Annotated in this window: 16 protein-coding genes; 7 read left to right on the top strand and 9 right to left on the bottom strand. The window is 66.1% G+C overall.

Annotated features, from left to right (window positions below; genetic code table 11):
- The first annotated feature begins 1 nt into the window (after position 1).
- Both AAFG16_RS42220 and AAFG16_RS42215 read left to right on the top strand, forming a co-directional pair.
- The gene (locus tag AAFG16_RS42220) at positions 2-652 is read left to right on the top strand and encodes a CoA transferase subunit B (protein WP_342734821.1); all 651 of its coding nucleotides are present in this window, start codon (positions 2-4) and stop codon (positions 650-652) included.
- A gap of 22 nt (positions 653-674) precedes the next feature.
- Positions 675-1,310 (top strand): GNAT family N-acetyltransferase, encoded by a 636-nt coding sequence (locus tag AAFG16_RS42215; protein ID WP_342734819.1) that lies wholly within the window; start codon positions 675-677, stop codon positions 1,308-1,310.
- A 184-nt stretch (positions 1,311-1,494) separates the two neighbouring features.
- Here AAFG16_RS42215 and AAFG16_RS42210 read toward each other — a convergent pair whose 3' ends face one another.
- The 3 genes from AAFG16_RS42210 to AAFG16_RS42200 all read right to left on the bottom strand — a co-directional run bounded on the left by AAFG16_RS42210 (position 1,495) and on the right by AAFG16_RS42200 (position 4,093).
- Positions 1,495-2,373, bottom strand: coding sequence for an SUMF1/EgtB/PvdO family nonheme iron enzyme (locus tag AAFG16_RS42210; RefSeq protein WP_342734817.1), 879 nt, complete (start codon positions 2,371-2,373; stop codon positions 1,495-1,497).
- 51 nt (positions 2,374-2,424) lie between these two features.
- A complete protein-coding gene (gene nirK / locus AAFG16_RS42205; RefSeq protein ID WP_283082093.1) occupies positions 2,425-3,519 on the bottom strand; it encodes a copper-containing nitrite reductase in 1,095 nt (364 codons plus the stop codon).
- Positions 3,520-3,886: 367 nt separating this feature from the next.
- Entirely contained in the window at positions 3,887-4,093 is a 207-nt protein-coding gene (locus tag AAFG16_RS42200) for a hypothetical protein (protein ID WP_283082092.1), read from the bottom strand.
- A 159-nt stretch (positions 4,094-4,252) separates the two neighbouring features.
- Between AAFG16_RS42200 and hemN the strand changes: the two genes are divergently transcribed.
- Positions 4,253-5,605 carry an oxygen-independent coproporphyrinogen III oxidase gene (gene hemN / locus AAFG16_RS42195; protein WP_342734815.1) on the top strand — a complete coding sequence of 451 codons (1,353 nt, stop codon included), beginning with the start codon at positions 4,253-4,255 and terminating at the stop codon, positions 5,603-5,605.
- Positions 5,606-5,848: 243 nt separating this feature from the next.
- Positions 5,849-6,046, top strand: a complete 198-nt coding sequence (locus AAFG16_RS42190) for a DUF1858 domain-containing protein (protein ID WP_283082090.1) — start codon at positions 5,849-5,851, stop codon at positions 6,044-6,046.
- Positions 6,047-6,132: 86 nt separating this feature from the next.
- On the opposite strand, the gene AAFG16_RS42185 is transcribed toward AAFG16_RS42190, so the two are convergent.
- A complete protein-coding gene (locus AAFG16_RS42185) occupies positions 6,133-6,843 on the bottom strand; it encodes a Crp/Fnr family transcriptional regulator (RefSeq protein ID WP_342734813.1) in 711 nt (236 codons plus the stop codon).
- Between the two features lie 128 nt (positions 6,844-6,971).
- On the opposite strand from AAFG16_RS42185, the gene AAFG16_RS42180 reads away from it, so the two are divergent.
- The gene (locus AAFG16_RS42180) at positions 6,972-8,183 is read left to right on the top strand and encodes an NnrS family protein (RefSeq protein ID WP_342734811.1); all 1,212 of its coding nucleotides are present in this window, start codon (positions 6,972-6,974) and stop codon (positions 8,181-8,183) included.
- A 3-nt stretch (positions 8,184-8,186) separates the two neighbouring features.
- Here the strand turns inward: AAFG16_RS42180 and AAFG16_RS42175 are convergent, their stop codons facing one another.
- Positions 8,187-9,224 (bottom strand): AraC family transcriptional regulator, encoded by a 1,038-nt coding sequence (locus AAFG16_RS42175; protein ID WP_342734809.1) that lies wholly within the window; start codon positions 9,222-9,224, stop codon positions 8,187-8,189.
- Positions 9,225-9,429: 205 nt separating this feature from the next.
- Between AAFG16_RS42175 and AAFG16_RS42170 the strand changes: the two genes are divergently transcribed.
- Both AAFG16_RS42170 and AAFG16_RS42165 read left to right on the top strand, forming a co-directional pair.
- Positions 9,430-10,050, top strand: a complete 621-nt coding sequence (locus tag AAFG16_RS42170) for a response regulator (RefSeq protein WP_342734807.1) — start codon at positions 9,430-9,432, stop codon at positions 10,048-10,050.
- Between the two features lie 171 nt (positions 10,051-10,221).
- Positions 10,222-11,901 (top strand): mucoidy inhibitor MuiA family protein, encoded by a 1,680-nt coding sequence (locus tag AAFG16_RS42165; protein ID WP_342734805.1) that lies wholly within the window; start codon positions 10,222-10,224, stop codon positions 11,899-11,901.
- A 120-nt stretch (positions 11,902-12,021) separates the two neighbouring features.
- On the opposite strand, the gene AAFG16_RS42160 is transcribed toward AAFG16_RS42165, so the two are convergent.
- Genes AAFG16_RS42160 through AAFG16_RS42145 form a run of 4 tightly spaced genes read right to left on the bottom strand, consistent with a single transcriptional unit; the run spans position 12,022 to position 15,088 of the window.
- Positions 12,022-12,837, bottom strand: a complete 816-nt coding sequence (locus AAFG16_RS42160) for a heme ABC transporter ATP-binding protein (protein WP_342734803.1) — start codon at positions 12,835-12,837, stop codon at positions 12,022-12,024.
- Positions 12,834-13,928, bottom strand: coding sequence for an iron ABC transporter permease (locus AAFG16_RS42155; protein WP_342734801.1), 1,095 nt, complete (start codon positions 13,926-13,928; stop codon positions 12,834-12,836). Before AAFG16_RS42155 ends, AAFG16_RS42160 begins: the two co-directional genes overlap by 4 nt.
- Positions 13,925-14,875, bottom strand: coding sequence for a hemin ABC transporter substrate-binding protein (locus tag AAFG16_RS42150; RefSeq protein WP_283082082.1), 951 nt, complete (start codon positions 14,873-14,875; stop codon positions 13,925-13,927). The genes AAFG16_RS42155 and AAFG16_RS42150 overlap by 4 nt, the downstream gene beginning before the upstream one ends.
- A 6-nt stretch (positions 14,876-14,881) precedes the next feature.
- Complete coding sequence (locus tag AAFG16_RS42145; RefSeq protein ID WP_027560996.1) at positions 14,882-15,088, bottom strand: hemin uptake protein HemP; 207 nt, start codon at positions 15,086-15,088, stop codon at positions 14,882-14,884.
- Between the last annotated feature and the right edge of the window lie 237 nt (positions 15,089-15,325).

Here is a 15,325-nt window from a genome sequence, read left to right as displayed (position 1 = left end):
CATGGCCTGGACCCGTGAACAGATGGCTGCGCGCGCCGCGAAGGAATTGCGCGACGGCTACTACGTCAATCTCGGCATCGGCATTCCGACGCTGGTCTCGAATTTCATCCCCGAGGGGGTCGACGTCAGCCTGCAGAGCGAGAACGGCATGCTCGGCATGGGGCCGTTCCCCTATGAGGACGAAGTCGACGCCGACCTCATCAACGCCGGCAAGCAGACCGTCAGCGAGCTGCCCTCGACCTCGTATTTCTCGAGCGCGGACTCGTTCGGCATGATCCGCGGCGGCCACATGGACCTGTCGATCCTCGGCGCCATGCAGGTCGCCCAGAACGGCGATCTCGCCAACTGGATGATCCCTGGCAAGATGGTCAAGGGCATGGGCGGCGCGATGGATCTCGTTGCCGGCGTCAAGCGCGTCGTCGTGGTGATGGAGCATTCGGCCAAGGACGGCTCGAAGCTGCTGAAGCAGTGCACTCTGCCGCTGACCGGCGAGCGCGTGGTCGACATGGTCGTCACGGATCTTGCCGTCTTCACCATCGACAAGCACGGCGACGGCGGCATGGCGCTGATCGAGCTCGCCGACGGGGTCTCGCTCGACGAGGTCAAGGCCAAGACCGAAGCCGAATTCCGCGTCGCGCTGACGAACTCGTAAGGCGATCGCGAAGGGGGCGCGCATGACGATACGGTCTGCGCGTCCCGACGACGCCGATTTCATCGCACTGACCATCCTGCGATCGATGCGCGGCTACCGGCCGCACGGCTGGTTCGACGTCGCGCTCGGCTGGCCCGAAGCGGAATGCCTCGATTTCATCGCGCGCGTCGCGGTCGCGCGCGCCGTGTCGATGTGGCACGTCTCGCAGTTCTGGATCGCAGAGGTCGATGGTAAGCCGGGCGCGGCGCTTTGTGCCGTGCCTGCGGCTGGCACCGGTCCTGCCGCCTGGCGCGCGATCGAGGAGGTCGCTTCCGCGACCGGGCTCCCTGCTTCCGAGCTCGCCGCCATCCGCCAGCGCGGTACCTACACGCGCGCCTGCTGGGTTCAGGGCGGCGAGGGCGACTGGATGATCGAGCATGTCGCAACCGATCCCGCCTATGGTGGCCGCGGCCTCGTGCAGGCGCTGATCGCGCACGCGCTGGATCAGGGACGGGCGGCCGGATTCAAACGGACGACGATATCGTTCCTGATCGGCAACATGCCTGCCGAGCGCGCCTACGCCAAGGCCGGCTTCGCCTTCGCGGAAGAGAAGCGCGATCCGGCCTTCGAGGCGATCATCGGTGCGCCCGGCTTTCGCATGTTCGCGCGGGCGATTTGACTTCGCCGCATGAGCGGTGACAGTCGAGCGCAAGCGCGCGCTCCAATCCCGTCATTGCGAGGAGCTCTTGCGACGAAGCAATCCAGGCTGTCTCCGCCGAAAGATTCTGGATTGCTTCGCTGCGCTCGCAATGACGGAGCGCGAGGACGCGCGGCGGCCCTTCCAATTCGCGCGTCTGGCCCCGCTACGACCTCGCCGCCCACACCTTGCCCCAACGCGCCGACACGCTGGCGACCCACGACGGCTCTTCGCGCACCAGACGGAAGCCGAGATTGGCGGGCGGCACGCCCTGCGCGCAGCCGCCGGCGCGGGCGTCGCGGATGAAGTCGGTGACGTAGGCACGGTGCGCGCCTTCGGCGACGCGCACGCCGCAGTTGACGGTCGGGCGGCCGGCATTGCCGGCTTCGTCGATCCGCGCGCGCACGAAGCAGGTCGAGGTCCATTCCCAGACATTGCCGGCGAGATCTTCGATGCCATGCTCGTTCGCACCGAACCTGCCGAACGGATGAGCCGCGGTGTCGAAGGGGTCGCGCTCGGACTCGCGCTCATAGCGGCTGATCCAGCGCTTCGAAGGATTGTCCTGGTCCACCGGCGCGCCATCGTCCTTGAATCGGGAGCCCGCTGTAAACGCCCATTCCTCGTCACTGGGCAGGCGGTAATGCTTGCCGGTCTTGCGCGACAGCCAGCCGGCATAGGCCTCGGCGTCGTGCCAGTTCACCTGCACCGCGGGACGATCGATGGCGACCGCCACGCCGCGATCGAGCGCCCGGCAGGCGCCGTCCTGCACGCAGATCTGATAGTCGGATGACGAGACCTGATTCCGCATGATGTGCAGCGGCCTCTCGAACCGCATCGCGCGCAGCGGTACTTCCGCCTGCTGCCCGGCGCGGGTGAAGTCGCCTGCCTCGCGATAGGCGAAGCTGCCCGGCGCGACCCTGACGATGGCGGGCTCCGTCGCCGTGCCGTGCACCGCCATGTCCGAGACCAGTGGCGCCACCGCGATCGGCCCTGCGAGTCCCGCGGCGCAAGCGAGTAGCAGTTTCAGCTTGAATGCGATCAACATCGTCGTCCCCCGAAAGAAGAGGGGCCGGTGATGACCGGCCCCTCGTCGTCTCTAGTTGGTGGCGGCCGGGATTTCCGCAGGCGCCTTCACCTGCATCATCAGATCGTCGTTCCACTTGCCTTCGACCTTGAAATGCGCGGTGGCGCCGAGATCGGCGGCCTCGATCAGATTGTGCGTGACATAGGCGTAGATGCCGGGCTGCTGGAATTTGTACAGCGCCGCTCCCGCCGAGCCGCCGCGGATGAACCAGGTCTCGAGCCCGACCTCGGGTGCATTGCCGAACTTGCCGGTCTCCCAGACATAGTCGCCATGGCCGCCGATCAGGTGCGGACGGCTGTCGCGATTGGCCTGCGAGTGCACGATCAGCACGTTCTCGCCGACATTGGCGGTCAGCGCGTTCTTGCCGGTGAGTGCGCCGACCTTGCCGTTGAACACGACGTGGGTGGGCGTCAGCTTCTTCATCACCTCTTCGGTGTCGGTGAAAGCCTCGCCCGGCGAGTCGTAGGACTTGAAGTTGCCCTTCTCGTCGCGCGGCACATACATGTCCTGCTCGCCGATATAGTAGACCTTGTCGTACTTCAGCGCGTGGCCCTTGCCGTCGTTCAGTCCCTCGCGCGGCAGCACCATCACGGCGCCGTTCATGCCGGAGACGACGTGCCAGGGGATCATCGGGCCGCCCGGCGCGCAGTGATAGACGAACACGCCGGTCTTGGTCGCCTTCCAGCGCAGCACGACCTGCTCGCCGGGATTGATCAGGGTGAGCGCGCCGCCGCCGAGCGCGCCGGTCGCGGAGTGGAAGTCGATGTTGTGCGGCATGGTGTTGGTCGCGGGATTGACCAGCGTCGTCTCGACGTAGTCGCCCTCATGCACGACCATCAGCGGGCCCGGCATCGAGCCGTTGAAGGTCATGGCCTGGAAGGTCGTGCCCTTCTCGTCGATGACGACCTTCTTCTCCTCGATCGTGAGCTTGAACTCGATGATCTTGGGACCCTGCTTGGTCGCCTGCTCGTGCGCATGCACGAACGGCGGAGCGACCAGCTCGACCTTTTGACGCGGCAGTTTGAGATCGTCGGCAGCCAGGGCGGGTGTCGCCAGCATCAGGGCGGTCGCGGCGGCGCTGATCAATGCGGCTCTGCGGGTGAACATCGGAAAGCATCCTTCATGTGAAAGGGTTTTGATGACGGATGCAGTTTGCGCCTGTTATGGCAAGAGTGTTTGCGCTGCGACAAGCTTTTGCCGGATTCGGCTCCGGTGAATTGCTTAAGCGGTCCGCCGAAGCGATGTCGGCGATGCGAAGAGCACGACGGCGCACGGGCGCGACATCAGCCGCGCCAGCGGCAAGTCGTTCGCATGTTCAGTCGCGTCTGATCGCGAATGTTTGGATGCGCCGGCTAAAGCATGATCCGGATCCGAAGGGCCGCGTTAGCGCAAAGTGCGCAGCGGCTTTCCGAAAAGATCATGCGCAAACAACAAGCTAAAGCGCGATGACGATTCATCCTGATCTCATCGCGCTTTAGAGCAGATGGATCGCAATCCAGACCGTGCCCCAGACCGCGACGGAGAGCGCGGCGAAGACCGCCGCCATGACGGCCAGCACGCGCACGAGATGATTTGCGCCGGCAGCGGGCGCGGCCGGCACGGGACGAAAATCGTCGAAGCGGGGGATATGGCCGCGAATGCCGGTCAGCCAGAGAACGAGATCGAGCGCGAACGACGCCATGGCCTATCTCCAGAGGGTAACGATCAAACGTCACCATGGACCCGATCAGGCGCTCGGACTTTGAGGAAGCGCAAGGTGGCGCCTCCGGAAACGGGTAATCCAGTGCCATTCGGGTTTTGCCGCCCCATCGTGCGGCATCGATCTACGCATGGGTACGACATGAGGACCGATCTCGCAGCGAGTTATGGCGAAGAACGCCTGCCGCGCTACACCAGCTATCCGACCGCGCCGCACTTCTCGTCGGCGATCGGCGCGGACACCTACGCCAGATGGCTGTCCGAGCTGCCCGCGGGCGCCAGCGCGTCGCTTTATCTGCACGTGCCGTTCTGCCGCGAGATGTGCTGGTATTGCGGCTGCCATACCCAGATCGTCCGCCGCGACGGCTTGATCGCCGCCTATCAGCGGACGCTGCGCAGCGAGATCGCGGAGGTCGCGAAGACCATCGGCCGCCGCATCAAGGTCGAGCACATCCATTTCGGCGGCGGTACGCCCACGATCATGGCGCCGGAGGCCTTTGCGGAGTTGATGGCGGCGATGCGCCATTCGTTCTTCGTGCTGCCTTCGGCCGAGATCGCGGTCGAGATCGATCCGCGCACGCTGACCACGGAGATGGTGGAGGCCATGCGGCTGTCCGGCGTCAACCGCGCCAGCCTCGGCGTGCAGAGTTTTGATCCGGTCGTGCAGCGCGCGATCAACCGGGTGCAGAGTTATGAGCAGACGGCGTCCGTGGTCGACATGCTCCGGCAGGCCGGTATCGCGGGAATCAATTTCGATCTGATCTACGGGCTGCCGCATCAGACCGTGGCCTCCTGCCTCGACACCGTGCGGCGCGCGCTCGAGCTCGGGCCCGACCGCTTCTCGGTGTTCGGCTATGCGCATGTGCCCGCTTTCAAGAAGCATCAGCGGATGATCAACGAGGCGGCCTTGCCGGACGGCCTTGCGCGTCACGATCAGGCCTGCGCGATCGCCAATGCCTTGAAAGAGGCCGGCTATGTCCAGATCGGCCTCGACCATTTCGCGCGCCCCGACGACGCCATGGCCGTCGCCTTCGAAGAGCGGACACTACGCCGCAATTTCCAGGGCTACACCACCGACCGCGGCGAGGTCCTGATGGGCTTCGGCGCCAGCGCGATCGGACATCTGCCGCAAGGCTACGTCCAGAATGAAGTGCAGATCGGCGCCTATGCGCAGAGCATCACATCGGGCCGTCTTGCCACGGCCAAAGGCTACGGGCTCACCGACGACGACCGGCTGCGTGCCGACATCATCGAGCGCATCATGTGCGAATTCAGTGCCGATCTCGGCGACATCTGCGCGCGCCATGGCGCCGAGCCCAAGGCGATGCTGCAATCGGCCTCGCGCCTGAAGCCGCTGATCTCGGACGGCGTGGTCAAGCTCGACGGTGACCGCCTCGCGGTCGCAAACGACTCGCGCTTCCTGGTGCGCAGCGTCGCCGCCGCGTTCGACGCGCATCTGGATCCGGGAAAGCAGCTGCACAGCCGGGCAGTGTAGTTTCACCTCTCCCCGCCTGCGGGGAGAGGTCGGAATTTGCGTAAGCAAATTCCGGGTGAGGGGGTACAGGTCTTTCGACGATCTCATCTGCGGAGAGAGGTCCCTCACCCCAACCCTCCCAGCGCGAGCGTAGCTCGTCGCGGCCCCGTAAGAACGGGGAGAGGGAGAAGCAATCACCAGCTTGCGCTCCAACAAAGAAACTCAGGTCAGCTCCGCTATCGTCACTTCGGAACGGAGTTGTCCATGCCCTTCCGATCTGACGATCTGGTCGACGACATCATGCGTACGGCGCCGCACTCGATCCGCGTGTTCCTCGCTTTCAGGATGGCCTGTGTCGGCTGTCCGATCGCAACCTTCCATACCGTGGAGGACGCCTGCCGCGAGCATGGTATCGACCAGGACAAATTCCTCGCCGCGCTGTGCGAATGCGTGCCGGCGTGAGGTGGGTTGGAGTTCGCGCGTGTCACGCGAATTCCCCGGGTGAGGGCGGTCTTTCGCCGTAAGCGGAAGCGCCCTCACCCCAATTTTCATGAGGGCCCGCTGTCCGCCGTCCGTTCCGCCAGCACCACGATCCGGTGCGGATCGCGCAGGATGATGCGCTGGCGGCCGCTCTCGACGAGGCCCTGACTCTCCCAGCCGCTCAGGATGCGGCTCACGGTATGCAGCGTGGTGCCGGTCATCTGCGCGATGTCCTGGCGGCTGATCGGGAAGTCGATCTCGATGCCGTGGTCGAGCTTCTTGCCGGATTGCTTGGCGAGCCGCAGCAGCGCATGCGCGACGCGCTGCTCGACCTGCTGGGTCGACATTTCCAGGATGCGGGTGTGGCTCTCCTGGAGCCGCGCGCCGACGGTCTGTAGCGTGTTGGCGGCGAGCGAGGGAAATCGCTCGACCAGCCGCGGCCAGGCTGAATTCGGCCAGATCAGGACCACGCTGTCATCGACCGCCATCGCGGTCGCGGGATAATGCGCGGTGCCGATCGCCATCGCGAGCCCAAAAGTCTCGCCGGGCGCGACATAGCGCACCACGATCTGCTCGCCGGTCGGCGTGGTCTTGGCGGCGCGGACATGGCCGTGCAGCAGCAGGAAGAACGATTGCGCGTCCGCGCCCTGCTCGAAGATGGCGGTGTTCTTGGGATAGCGCGCCGAGCGGGCCTCGCGCAGGATCTCCTCGAAGTCCTCCGGCCTGACGCCGGCGAACAGCGGCAAATGCGCAACCAGCGATGTGTCGACCTTGGCCATTCTGCCTCCTTGGCATCAGGGAGTGTGATGGCACCTGCAATCGTCAGGCAGTTTGCGATAGCGCAAAACGGGCCGGCCGGACGGCAGTATTTTTCCAGACAAAGGTCCGAATTCACAGGAGTTGCCCCATGGCTGGCGCCCGATCCCGTAATTTTGAGGGCTGGCCGCTGTTTGCGAACAGTTTTCGGCCCTTTTTCCTGCTCGCTGCGATCCAGGCCGCACTGTCGATCCTGGCCTGGCTGCCGATGTTCTATGGCGAGCTATCGGTGACATCAGCTTTCGCACCGCGCGACTGGCACGTCCACGAAATGCTCTACGGCTTCCTGCCGGCGGTGATCACGGGCTTCCTGTTCACGGCGATCCCGAACTGGACCGGGCGGCTGCCGATCCAGGGCACGTCGCTGGGCGCGCTGCTGGTGGTGTGGCTTGCCGGACGTGTCGCGGTGACACTGTCCGCCGAGATCGGATGGGCGTTTGCCCTTGTCGTCGATGCCGCCTTCCTGGCGCTGGTCGTCGCCGCCGCAACGCGCGAGATCATCGCGGGCGGCAATTGGCGCAATCTGCCGGTGGTGGTTCTGGTGCTCGTGCTGCTCGCGGGCAATGTCGGCTTTCATCTCGAAGCGCATTATGAGGGCGCCGCCGATGTCAGCATCCGCGTCGGCATCAGCGTGGTGATGCTGCTGATCGCGCTGATCGGCGGCCGCATCATCCCGAGCTTCACCCGCAACTGGCTGGTCAAGTTCAATCCCGGCCGCCTGCCGGTGCCGTTCGGCCGCTTCGACGGCGCGGTGATCGGATTGAGCGCGCTCGCGCTCGTCGCGTGGATCGTGACGCCGTTGAACATGATCACCGGCGCGCTGATGGCGCTCATCGGCGTGCTGCACCTCGTGCGCCTCGCACGCTGGGCCGGCGATCGCACCACGCGCGAGCGGCTGCTGCTGATCCTGCATGTCGGCTATGTCTTCGTGCCATCAGGCTTCATCCTGAATGCGCTGGCCGCCTTCGGCAAACTGCCGCCGAGCGCGGGCATTCATGCCTGGATGGCCGGTGCGGCCGGCACCATGACGCTCGCGGTAATGACGCGCGCAAGTCTCGGCCATACCGGGCAGGCGCTGACGGCCTCGCCCGCGACGCAAGGAATCTATGTCGCGATCATCATTGCAGCGCTGGCGCGGGTCGCCGCCGTGGTGCTGCCGGCGCATGGCGATGTGCTCCTGCACATCGCCGCCTGCGGCTGGATCGTCGCCTTCCTCGGTTTTGCGGTCGCGTTCGGGCCGTTGCTCGCCGGCAGCCCGCGGCGCGCACTCGCCATCATGGGCGTGCCGGCGCCCGCCCGCTGAGGTCTAGGCCGCGCTGGCCGATGGCACGCCGGCCGGCTTGCCCAGCGGCCGCACGCCGCGCCGCCATTCGGTGATGCTGCAGCCGAAACGACCGCGAAACCAGCGCGCCATCGCGCTCTGTGCGGAGAAGCCGAGCTGGGTGGCGATGTCGGCCAGCGGTCGGTCGGGATCGTCGATCAGCTGGATCACGAGATCGGCGCGCTGCGCGTCGAGGATCGCCGAGAAGCTGGTGCCGGCTTCGGCGAGATGCCGATGGATGGTGCGGCGGGTGCAGGCGAGGTGCTCGGCCACCCGCTCGACCGTGCAGTCACCGCTGGCGAGCAGGCTGCGCACGACCTCGTCGACCTTGCCTTCCCAGCTCGCCGGCCGGGTCTCGATCGCCTCGATGCGCTTGCGCAAATAGCTCGCGATCAGCGGATGCGCGCTCGGGATCCGCCGCTCCATGTCGTGCGCGGACAGCAGGATCGCATCCTCATCGGCATTGAAGACCACGCGGCAGCCGAAGAAATCGCGGTAGCGCTTGCGGTCATGCGGCGGCGGATAGTGCAGATGCACCTCCTGCGGCCGCCAGTCGCTGCCGAACAGCGACTGGATGATGCGATGGACGCTGCCGAGCGCCATGTCGATCGACTGCCGCGGCGCAGTCGGCCGCCTGCCGCGCAGATGCAGCGTGAGGGTCACCGTCTGCTTGTCCTTGATGACGTCGAGCTTCATGCCGTCGTGATGAACATGGATGAAGCGCGAGAATGCCGCGATGGCCTCGCCGACGGTCGCCTGCTCGCGCACGATCAGGCCGACGGCGCCGAAATTGGTGAGGCCGCCGCGCTCGGCGAGCCGCAAGCCGAAATCTTCGGCACCCGACGCCTCTGCCGACAATTCGAGCAGCCGGCGCAGGCTCGTCACGGCAATGGGCGTATCGGGCTTGTCCAGCACGGCCAGCGGCAGCCTGACCTTGCGCATCATCTGTTTAGGGTCGAGCCCGACTGATCGGGCGACCTCCGCGTAGTAGCTCAAGCCTGCGCTGCGAATGAGGTCGGTCATGTGAACCGTTCCTGCCTGCCATTCCCGCAGATGTCCCGAAATGTAAAGTTTCTGTCCCGATCCGTCAAATCCGGGAACACGACGGAACATACATAAGGGAAACCGAAGCACCGGCGTGAATGCCGTGCTCACGACGGCGTGGCAGGGCGATGGGGCCCGCCTCCGTCTCGGACCCATTTGACCAAGACATTGCTGGATCGGGATTATGCCTGGGAACATGCTTTCCAAGGGTGAGGTATTCGTCATCGACACCGACGCCGCCTCCCGCGAACAACTTGCCAACGCGCTCCAGCAGAGCGCGTATGACGTGATCTGCTTCGCCGATGGCGCATCGCTGCTGTCGGAAGCCAAGGCGCGGATGCCGGCCTGCGTGCTGCTGGAGATGCCGCCCGATCGCTCCGCCCTCGACGTGCTCAAGCGCCTGCGCGAGGAGAACTGCATGGCGCCGGTGCTGGTGACCTCGGCCAACGGCAGCATTTCCATGGCGGTCGACGCCATCAAGAGCGGCGCGGCCGACTTCATCGAGAAGCCGTTCCGCACCCACGACATCGTCGGCCGGATCGATGCCGCCATCGACGAGTTCGGCCAGCCTGCCTCGAACCGCCAGGGCTGGCTGCCGGGCTGCGAGCCCCTGACCGGGCGTGAAGGCGAGGTGCTCGAGCATCTCGCCGCCGGCCTCACCAACAAGGAGATCGCCCGGCGCATGCATCTGAGCGCGCGGACGATCGAGGGCTACCGCGCCAGCATCTTGAAGAAGGCCGGAGCCAAGAACGTAACCGATCTGCTCCGCCGCATCTTCGGCCAGGGCTCGCCCAATCAGGGCTGACGGCCTTCCGCCGCGGGACGACCCGTTCCGCGGCCATGGTGCCGCCGTAGCGGCGCCCCATGGAAACCTCAATCGAACCGGTTCCTTCCCTGCCGCGTCCAACCATGTTGGCGAGGCATTTGATCGTGCGCGTCCGGCTGGCGGCGCGGCGATACCGGTAGAGAGGAATTCATGCGCATCACCGCAAGATGTTTGGCAACGACGAGCCTGGTTCTGGTGACCACGGTGTTCGCGTCGCATTCATGGGCCGCCGATGTGGACGCCACATCGGCCATCGACGCCGTCACCGTCTATCCCGATGGCGCCACGGTCACTCGGATCATCTCGGTCGACCTGCCGTCCGGCGACACGACCCTGGTCGCCAAGGACTTTCCGCTTGGTCTCGATAGCTCCTCCATCCGCGTCGAGGGTGAGGGCGGGTCAAAACTCACCATCGGCACGATCGATGCGCGGCCGCCGCGCGCGGCACCGGTCAACCTGCCCGAGCTGGACAAGCGCATCGAGGCCCTGAACGACCAGCGGACCGACCTGCAAGGCGCGATCGACGCGGCGAATGCGCGACGCAAGTTCGCGGAGCACTTTGCGGAAGCGTCCCCCGTCGGCATCGGCGAGAAGGGCGAGGCGCGGCCGATCGCCGAATGGCGCGCGGCCTTTGCCGCGGTCGGCGAGGAAATCGCGAGCGCCGATACCGCCGTCCGCGACGCCACGCGCAAGCTGCGCGAGATCGATCGGCAGATCGCCCAGCTCGAAGTCGAACGCAAGGCCAAGCCGCCGAGCAAGCTCGAAGTCCGCATGGACATTGCTTCGCCCGCCGCCACCAAGGCGACGTTGCGGGTCACTTACAATGTGCGCAATGCGCGCTGGCTGCCGCTCTACGACGCCCGGCTCGACACCGGCGCCAAGGATCGGAAGCCGCAGCTGGAGCTGGTCCGCCGCGCCGAGGTCACGCAATCGACCGGCGAGGACTGGTTCAACGTGACGCTCGGCGTCTCCACGGTCCGCATCAGCCGCGGCGGCAGTGCACCGGAGCTGGGTTCGCTGGTGGCGCAATATCCGCAAATTCCCAAGCCGATGGCACTCGGCGCGGCGTCAGACCTGGCGCGGCCCGCCCCAGTAGCGCGACAGATGCAGAGCCCATCCTTCGCAGCCAAGGTCGCGGAGTCGCCCGAGCCGCGTGAGCGGGCCGACGAACAGCAGGCCGTCGCGGAGATCGGCGACTTCCAGGCCACGTTCAAAATTCCCGGCCGCGTCAGCCTTGGCGCCGCCGAAGGCGCCAAGAGCCTGCGCATCGCCTCCATGAACGTGCCGGCCGATCTTGCCGTCCGCGCGGCGCCGGTGATCGACCCGACCGCATTCCTCGAAGCCAGCTTCAAGCAGACCGACGACACGGCGCTTTTGCCGGGCAAGGTCGCGATCTATCGCGATGGCGTCTTCGTCGGCCGCGGCAAGCTCTCGGCGTCGGCCAAGGACGACATCGTGCGGCTCGGCTTCGGTGCCGACGACAAGGTTAGAATCGAGCGCGCCGTGCTCAAGCGCAACGAAGGCTCGGCCGGCCTGCTCGTGACGACGTCGAAGACCGACGAGCGTTCGTTCAAGACGACGATCCGCAACGGCCACGACTTCCCGATTCGCGTGGCGATCGAGGATCAGCTGCCGGTCAGCGAGAACGAGGACATCGTCGTCGAGATGCTGCCCGCGACCACGCCGCCGACAGCAAGCAACATCCGCGACAAGCGCGGCGTGCTGGAATGGTCGTTCGACGCCAAGCCCGGCGAAGTCAAGGACATCAACTTCGCCTGGCGCGTCCGCTGGCCGAAGGACAAGGGCATGGTGATCGCGCCGGCGGGCTAGGATGCTAGCCGCGCTCCCTCTCCCGCTTGCGGGTGAGGGCTCTGTCCTCTAGGAGATTGTCCCGTTGCGGAGACACCCTCTCCCCAACCCTCCCCCGCAAGCGGGGGAGGGAGCGCAGCTTCACCGCGGTGGCAGTTCAGCTTGCACCGCCGCCCGCATCGATTGTGGCAGCACATACGGCACACCGTCGTCGTCCCTGTGCACGACGGCGTCGATCTCGAAGATGTCGCGGATGATCTCGCGCGTGACGATGTCTACGCGCGGGCCGTCGGCGGCAAGCCGGCCGCCGTTCAGCACGATGAGCCGATTCGCAAAGCGGATCGCGAGGTTGAGGTCGTGCAGGATGGCGATCACGGCGGTGCCGGTGCCAGCGCGGCGGCGCGCCGCTTCGACGAGGTCGATCTGGTGACGCAGGTCGAGGCTCGAGGTCGGCTCGTCCAGCAGCAGCAAGCCCGGTCCGTGCTCGGCCTCGCCGCAGGCGAGCTGCACCAGCACGCGGGCAAAATGGGCACGCTGCTGCTCGCCGCCTGATAGCGTCGGCAATTGCCGGTCGCGGAAATGCGAGAGGCCAACCTCGTCCAGCGCGGCGTCGACGAGCGCGCCGGCATCGCGCGCGCTGCGTTCGCCCGCGCCCATCAGCACGATCTCCTCGACCGTGAAGGGGAAGGTGACGTTGATGTGCTGGGACAGCATTGCGCGGCGCTCCGCAAGCTCGCGCGGCGTATAGCTGCCGATGTCGCGCTGCTTCAACCGCACCTCGCCCGCGCTCGGGCGCAGATCGCCGGACAGCAGCCGCAGCAGTGTCGACTTGCCGGCGCCATTCGGGCCGATGATCGCGACCATCTCGCCGGCCGCGACCGTCAGGCCGACGCCGTCGAGCAGCGTCGCGCGATCGGCGCGCTTGCTTAAGCCCCGCGCCTCGATCACGGCGCTCATAGCGAGGCGAGCCCGCGCTGCCGCAGCAGGATGCCGAGGAAGACGGGCGCGCCGACCGCCGCGGTCAGGATGCCAATCGGCATCTCCGCCGGCGCCACGATGGTGCGCGCCAGCGTGTCGGCGCCGACCATGAGGATCGCACCGAGCAGGACTGATGCCGGCAGCAGCAGCCGATGCGCCGGCCCGATGACGAGGCGCAAGAGATGCGGCACCACGATGCCGACGAAGCCGATCACGCCGCTGATCGACACCGCGACACCGGTCATGGCGGAGACCATGACAATCGAGATTCGCTTCAGGCGCTCGACATCGACGCCGCCGTGAAACGCGTCGGCTTCGCCGAGCACCAGCAGGTCGAGACCGCGCGCGATGAACGCGCAGGCGGCAAGCGCAATGACGAGGACCGGCGCGAGCACGGCGGCCTTGGTCCAGGTCGCGCCGCTCATCGAGCCCAGCATCCAGAACGTGATGTCGCGAAGCTGGCGATCGTCGGCGATGAACACCAAGAGCCCGATGCCGGCATTGGTGATGGCGGTGATGGCGACGCCGGCGAGCAGGAAGATCGCAATCGAAGTCCGTCCCGCGCGGCTGGAGATGCCGTAGAGGATCGCGGTGGTGGCCAGCGATCCCGCGAAGGCCGCGAGCGGCAACAGCTCGGTCTGGAAAAAGCGCAGCGTCTCGCCGAAGCGCGAATCCGTGAAGACGATCGCGCTTGCAGCCGCCAGTGCGCCGCCGCTGGAGACGCCGACCAGCGCGGGATCGGCCAGCGGATTGCGGAACAGGCCCTGCATGATCGCGCCGGCTGCGGCGAGCAGGCCGCCGACCATCGCGGTGGCCGCGATCCGGGGAATGCGGATCGACCACAGTACGAGCTGGTCGCGCGCCGTCATGGCATCGGCGGGTGTGCTGCCGGAAAAACCGAGCGCCGCAGACAGACGAGTGAGAGGAATGCCAGCCGCACCGACCGTCAGCGCAACGATGGCGGTGACGACCAGCACGGCGAGAAGGAGGGGAATCGCGACCGATGTGAACCGACGGCCTGCACCGGCGCGTCGTGGGCTCCGTCCCTCGGTGCCGACCGCCACGCTCATTGCCGGCAATTCGCCGACGACAGGGTCGATGTGAACGTGCCGCCCTCGGCCAATGCCGGATAGAGCTTTACGGAGAGATCACGCGCCGCCGCCGCCGTACGCGGCCCGAAGCCGAGCAGATAGAGCCCGTCCATCGTGACAAAACTCTTGTTGGCGGCGACCGACGTCAGCGCGAAGCCGGGATGGGCATAGACCGCGTCGGCCTGCAGCGAATCCTTGCCGCGCTCGATCGAGAGGACAACATCGGGCTTGGCTGCCACGATCGCCTCGTCGCCGATGATCTTGTAACCGTCGTAATCGTCGACGGCATTGGCAGCGCCGGCGAGCTGGATGATCTCGTCGGCCGCGGTCTTGCGGCCGGCGACCATCGCCCGCCCGTTCTGGAGCGACATCACGAACATCACGCGCACCGGCTTGGTCACCTTGGCGCGCAGCGCGCGGAGTTGGGCGAGATCGGCGCCGACCGCGGCGCTCAGGCATTCGGCGCGCGCATCGACGCCCATGGCGTGGCCGACCAGCCTGATCTTTGCGAGCAAACCGTCTTCGGAGAAGGTCTCGGGCACCAGCACCAGCGGCACCTTCGCGGTCTCCAGGATGTCCATGGTCTCGCGCGGGCCCGAGCCCTGGATCGCCAGGATCAGCGTCGGGTTGAGGCCGAGCACGCCCTCGGCCGAGATCTGGCGCATGTAGCCGACATTGGGTTTGTCGTGCAGCGCTGCCGCCGGATAGAGGCTCGTGGTGTCGACGCCGACCAGCCGGCTCTCGAGCCCGAGCGCATAGAGGATCTCGGTAATGGCGCCGCCGATCGAGACGGTGCGCGCGAAGTCGGCAACGGTGACATCGCGATTGCGCGCATCATGCACGGTGATGCCGGCGGCGTGCGCCGAGGAGCCGAGCGCGATCGTGCCTGACAGCAGGAGGTTTGCGAGGGTGCGACAAAATGCCATTGCGATCTACTTCGTCAGGATCAGCTTGTTTTGCGAGGTCAGACGAAGGCGATAGCTGTCCTCGCCATGCGTGATGATGATCTCGCGCTCCGCCGCAAACAGCTCGCGGCTGTCGATCCGGCTTCCTCGCATGGTCAAGGTTCTCGTTGTTGCAGAAGGGCTTTGTGTCGGCCCTGCCGCATCGCCGCTATTGTCTCCGGACGCTGCCGACATGGTCGTGTGATGCGCTTTCGAATGCTTGAGTGCTGCCTGTTTGTATAAGCGGCGCGAAGCGCATTCCAACGGCCGCAATTTACAATCGATATAAACTGCAACCTGACGTCATTGACCGCCTGAGTGTTGCCACGTAACCAATTGTGACAGCGGACAGCAGGTCCGCGACTCGAGAAAATCAGCCAGCCAGTCGTTCGCCTTGCGAACGCACGCCAGCCAAACGACTCCAAAAACTGA

Source organism: Bradyrhizobium sp. B117, from assembly GCF_038969555.1.
Classification (GTDB): domain Bacteria; phylum Pseudomonadota; class Alphaproteobacteria; order Rhizobiales; family Xanthobacteraceae; genus Bradyrhizobium.
The sequence above is the reverse complement of the archived record's forward strand: the minus strand, read 5'-3'. Positions and strand labels throughout refer to the sequence as shown.

What these genes read in the sequence shown, in the direction of transcription:
- AAFG16_RS42220 (WP_342734821.1), top strand. Translation starts at nt 2, where the DNA reads ATGGCCTGGACCCGTGAACAGATGGCTGCGCGCGCCGCGAAGGAATTG.
- AAFG16_RS42215 (WP_342734819.1), top strand. Translation starts at nt 675, where the DNA reads ATGACGATACGGTCTGCGCGTCCCGACGACGCCGATTTCATCGCACTG.
- AAFG16_RS42210 (WP_342734817.1), bottom strand. Translation starts at nt 2,373, where the DNA reads ATGTTGATCGCATTCAAGCTGAAACTGCTACTCGCTTGCGCCGCGGGA.
- nirK (WP_283082093.1), bottom strand. Translation starts at nt 3,519, where the DNA reads ATGTTCACCCGCAGAGCCGCATTGATCAGCGCCGCCGCGACCGCCCTG.
- AAFG16_RS42200 (WP_283082092.1), bottom strand. Translation starts at nt 4,093, where the DNA reads ATGGCGTCGTTCGCGCTCGATCTCGTTCTCTGGCTGACCGGCATTCGC.
- hemN (WP_342734815.1), top strand. Translation starts at nt 4,253, where the DNA reads ATGAGGACCGATCTCGCAGCGAGTTATGGCGAAGAACGCCTGCCGCGC.
- AAFG16_RS42190 (WP_283082090.1), top strand. Translation starts at nt 5,849, where the DNA reads ATGCCCTTCCGATCTGACGATCTGGTCGACGACATCATGCGTACGGCG.
- AAFG16_RS42185 (WP_342734813.1), bottom strand. Translation starts at nt 6,843, where the DNA reads ATGGCCAAGGTCGACACATCGCTGGTTGCGCATTTGCCGCTGTTCGCC.
- AAFG16_RS42180 (WP_342734811.1), top strand. Translation starts at nt 6,972, where the DNA reads ATGGCTGGCGCCCGATCCCGTAATTTTGAGGGCTGGCCGCTGTTTGCG.
- AAFG16_RS42175 (WP_342734809.1), bottom strand. Translation starts at nt 9,224, where the DNA reads ATGACCGACCTCATTCGCAGCGCAGGCTTGAGCTACTACGCGGAGGTC.
- AAFG16_RS42170 (WP_342734807.1), top strand. Translation starts at nt 9,430, where the DNA reads ATGCCTGGGAACATGCTTTCCAAGGGTGAGGTATTCGTCATCGACACC.
- AAFG16_RS42165 (WP_342734805.1), top strand. Translation starts at nt 10,222, where the DNA reads ATGCGCATCACCGCAAGATGTTTGGCAACGACGAGCCTGGTTCTGGTG.
- AAFG16_RS42160 (WP_342734803.1), bottom strand. Translation starts at nt 12,837, where the DNA reads ATGAGCGCCGTGATCGAGGCGCGGGGCTTAAGCAAGCGCGCCGATCGC.
- AAFG16_RS42155 (WP_342734801.1), bottom strand. Translation starts at nt 13,928, where the DNA reads ATGAGCGTGGCGGTCGGCACCGAGGGACGGAGCCCACGACGCGCCGGT.
- AAFG16_RS42150 (WP_283082082.1), bottom strand. Translation starts at nt 14,875, where the DNA reads ATGGCATTTTGTCGCACCCTCGCAAACCTCCTGCTGTCAGGCACGATC.
- AAFG16_RS42145 (WP_027560996.1), bottom strand. Translation starts at nt 15,088, where the DNA reads ATGTCGGCAGCGTCCGGAGACAATAGCGGCGATGCGGCAGGGCCGACA.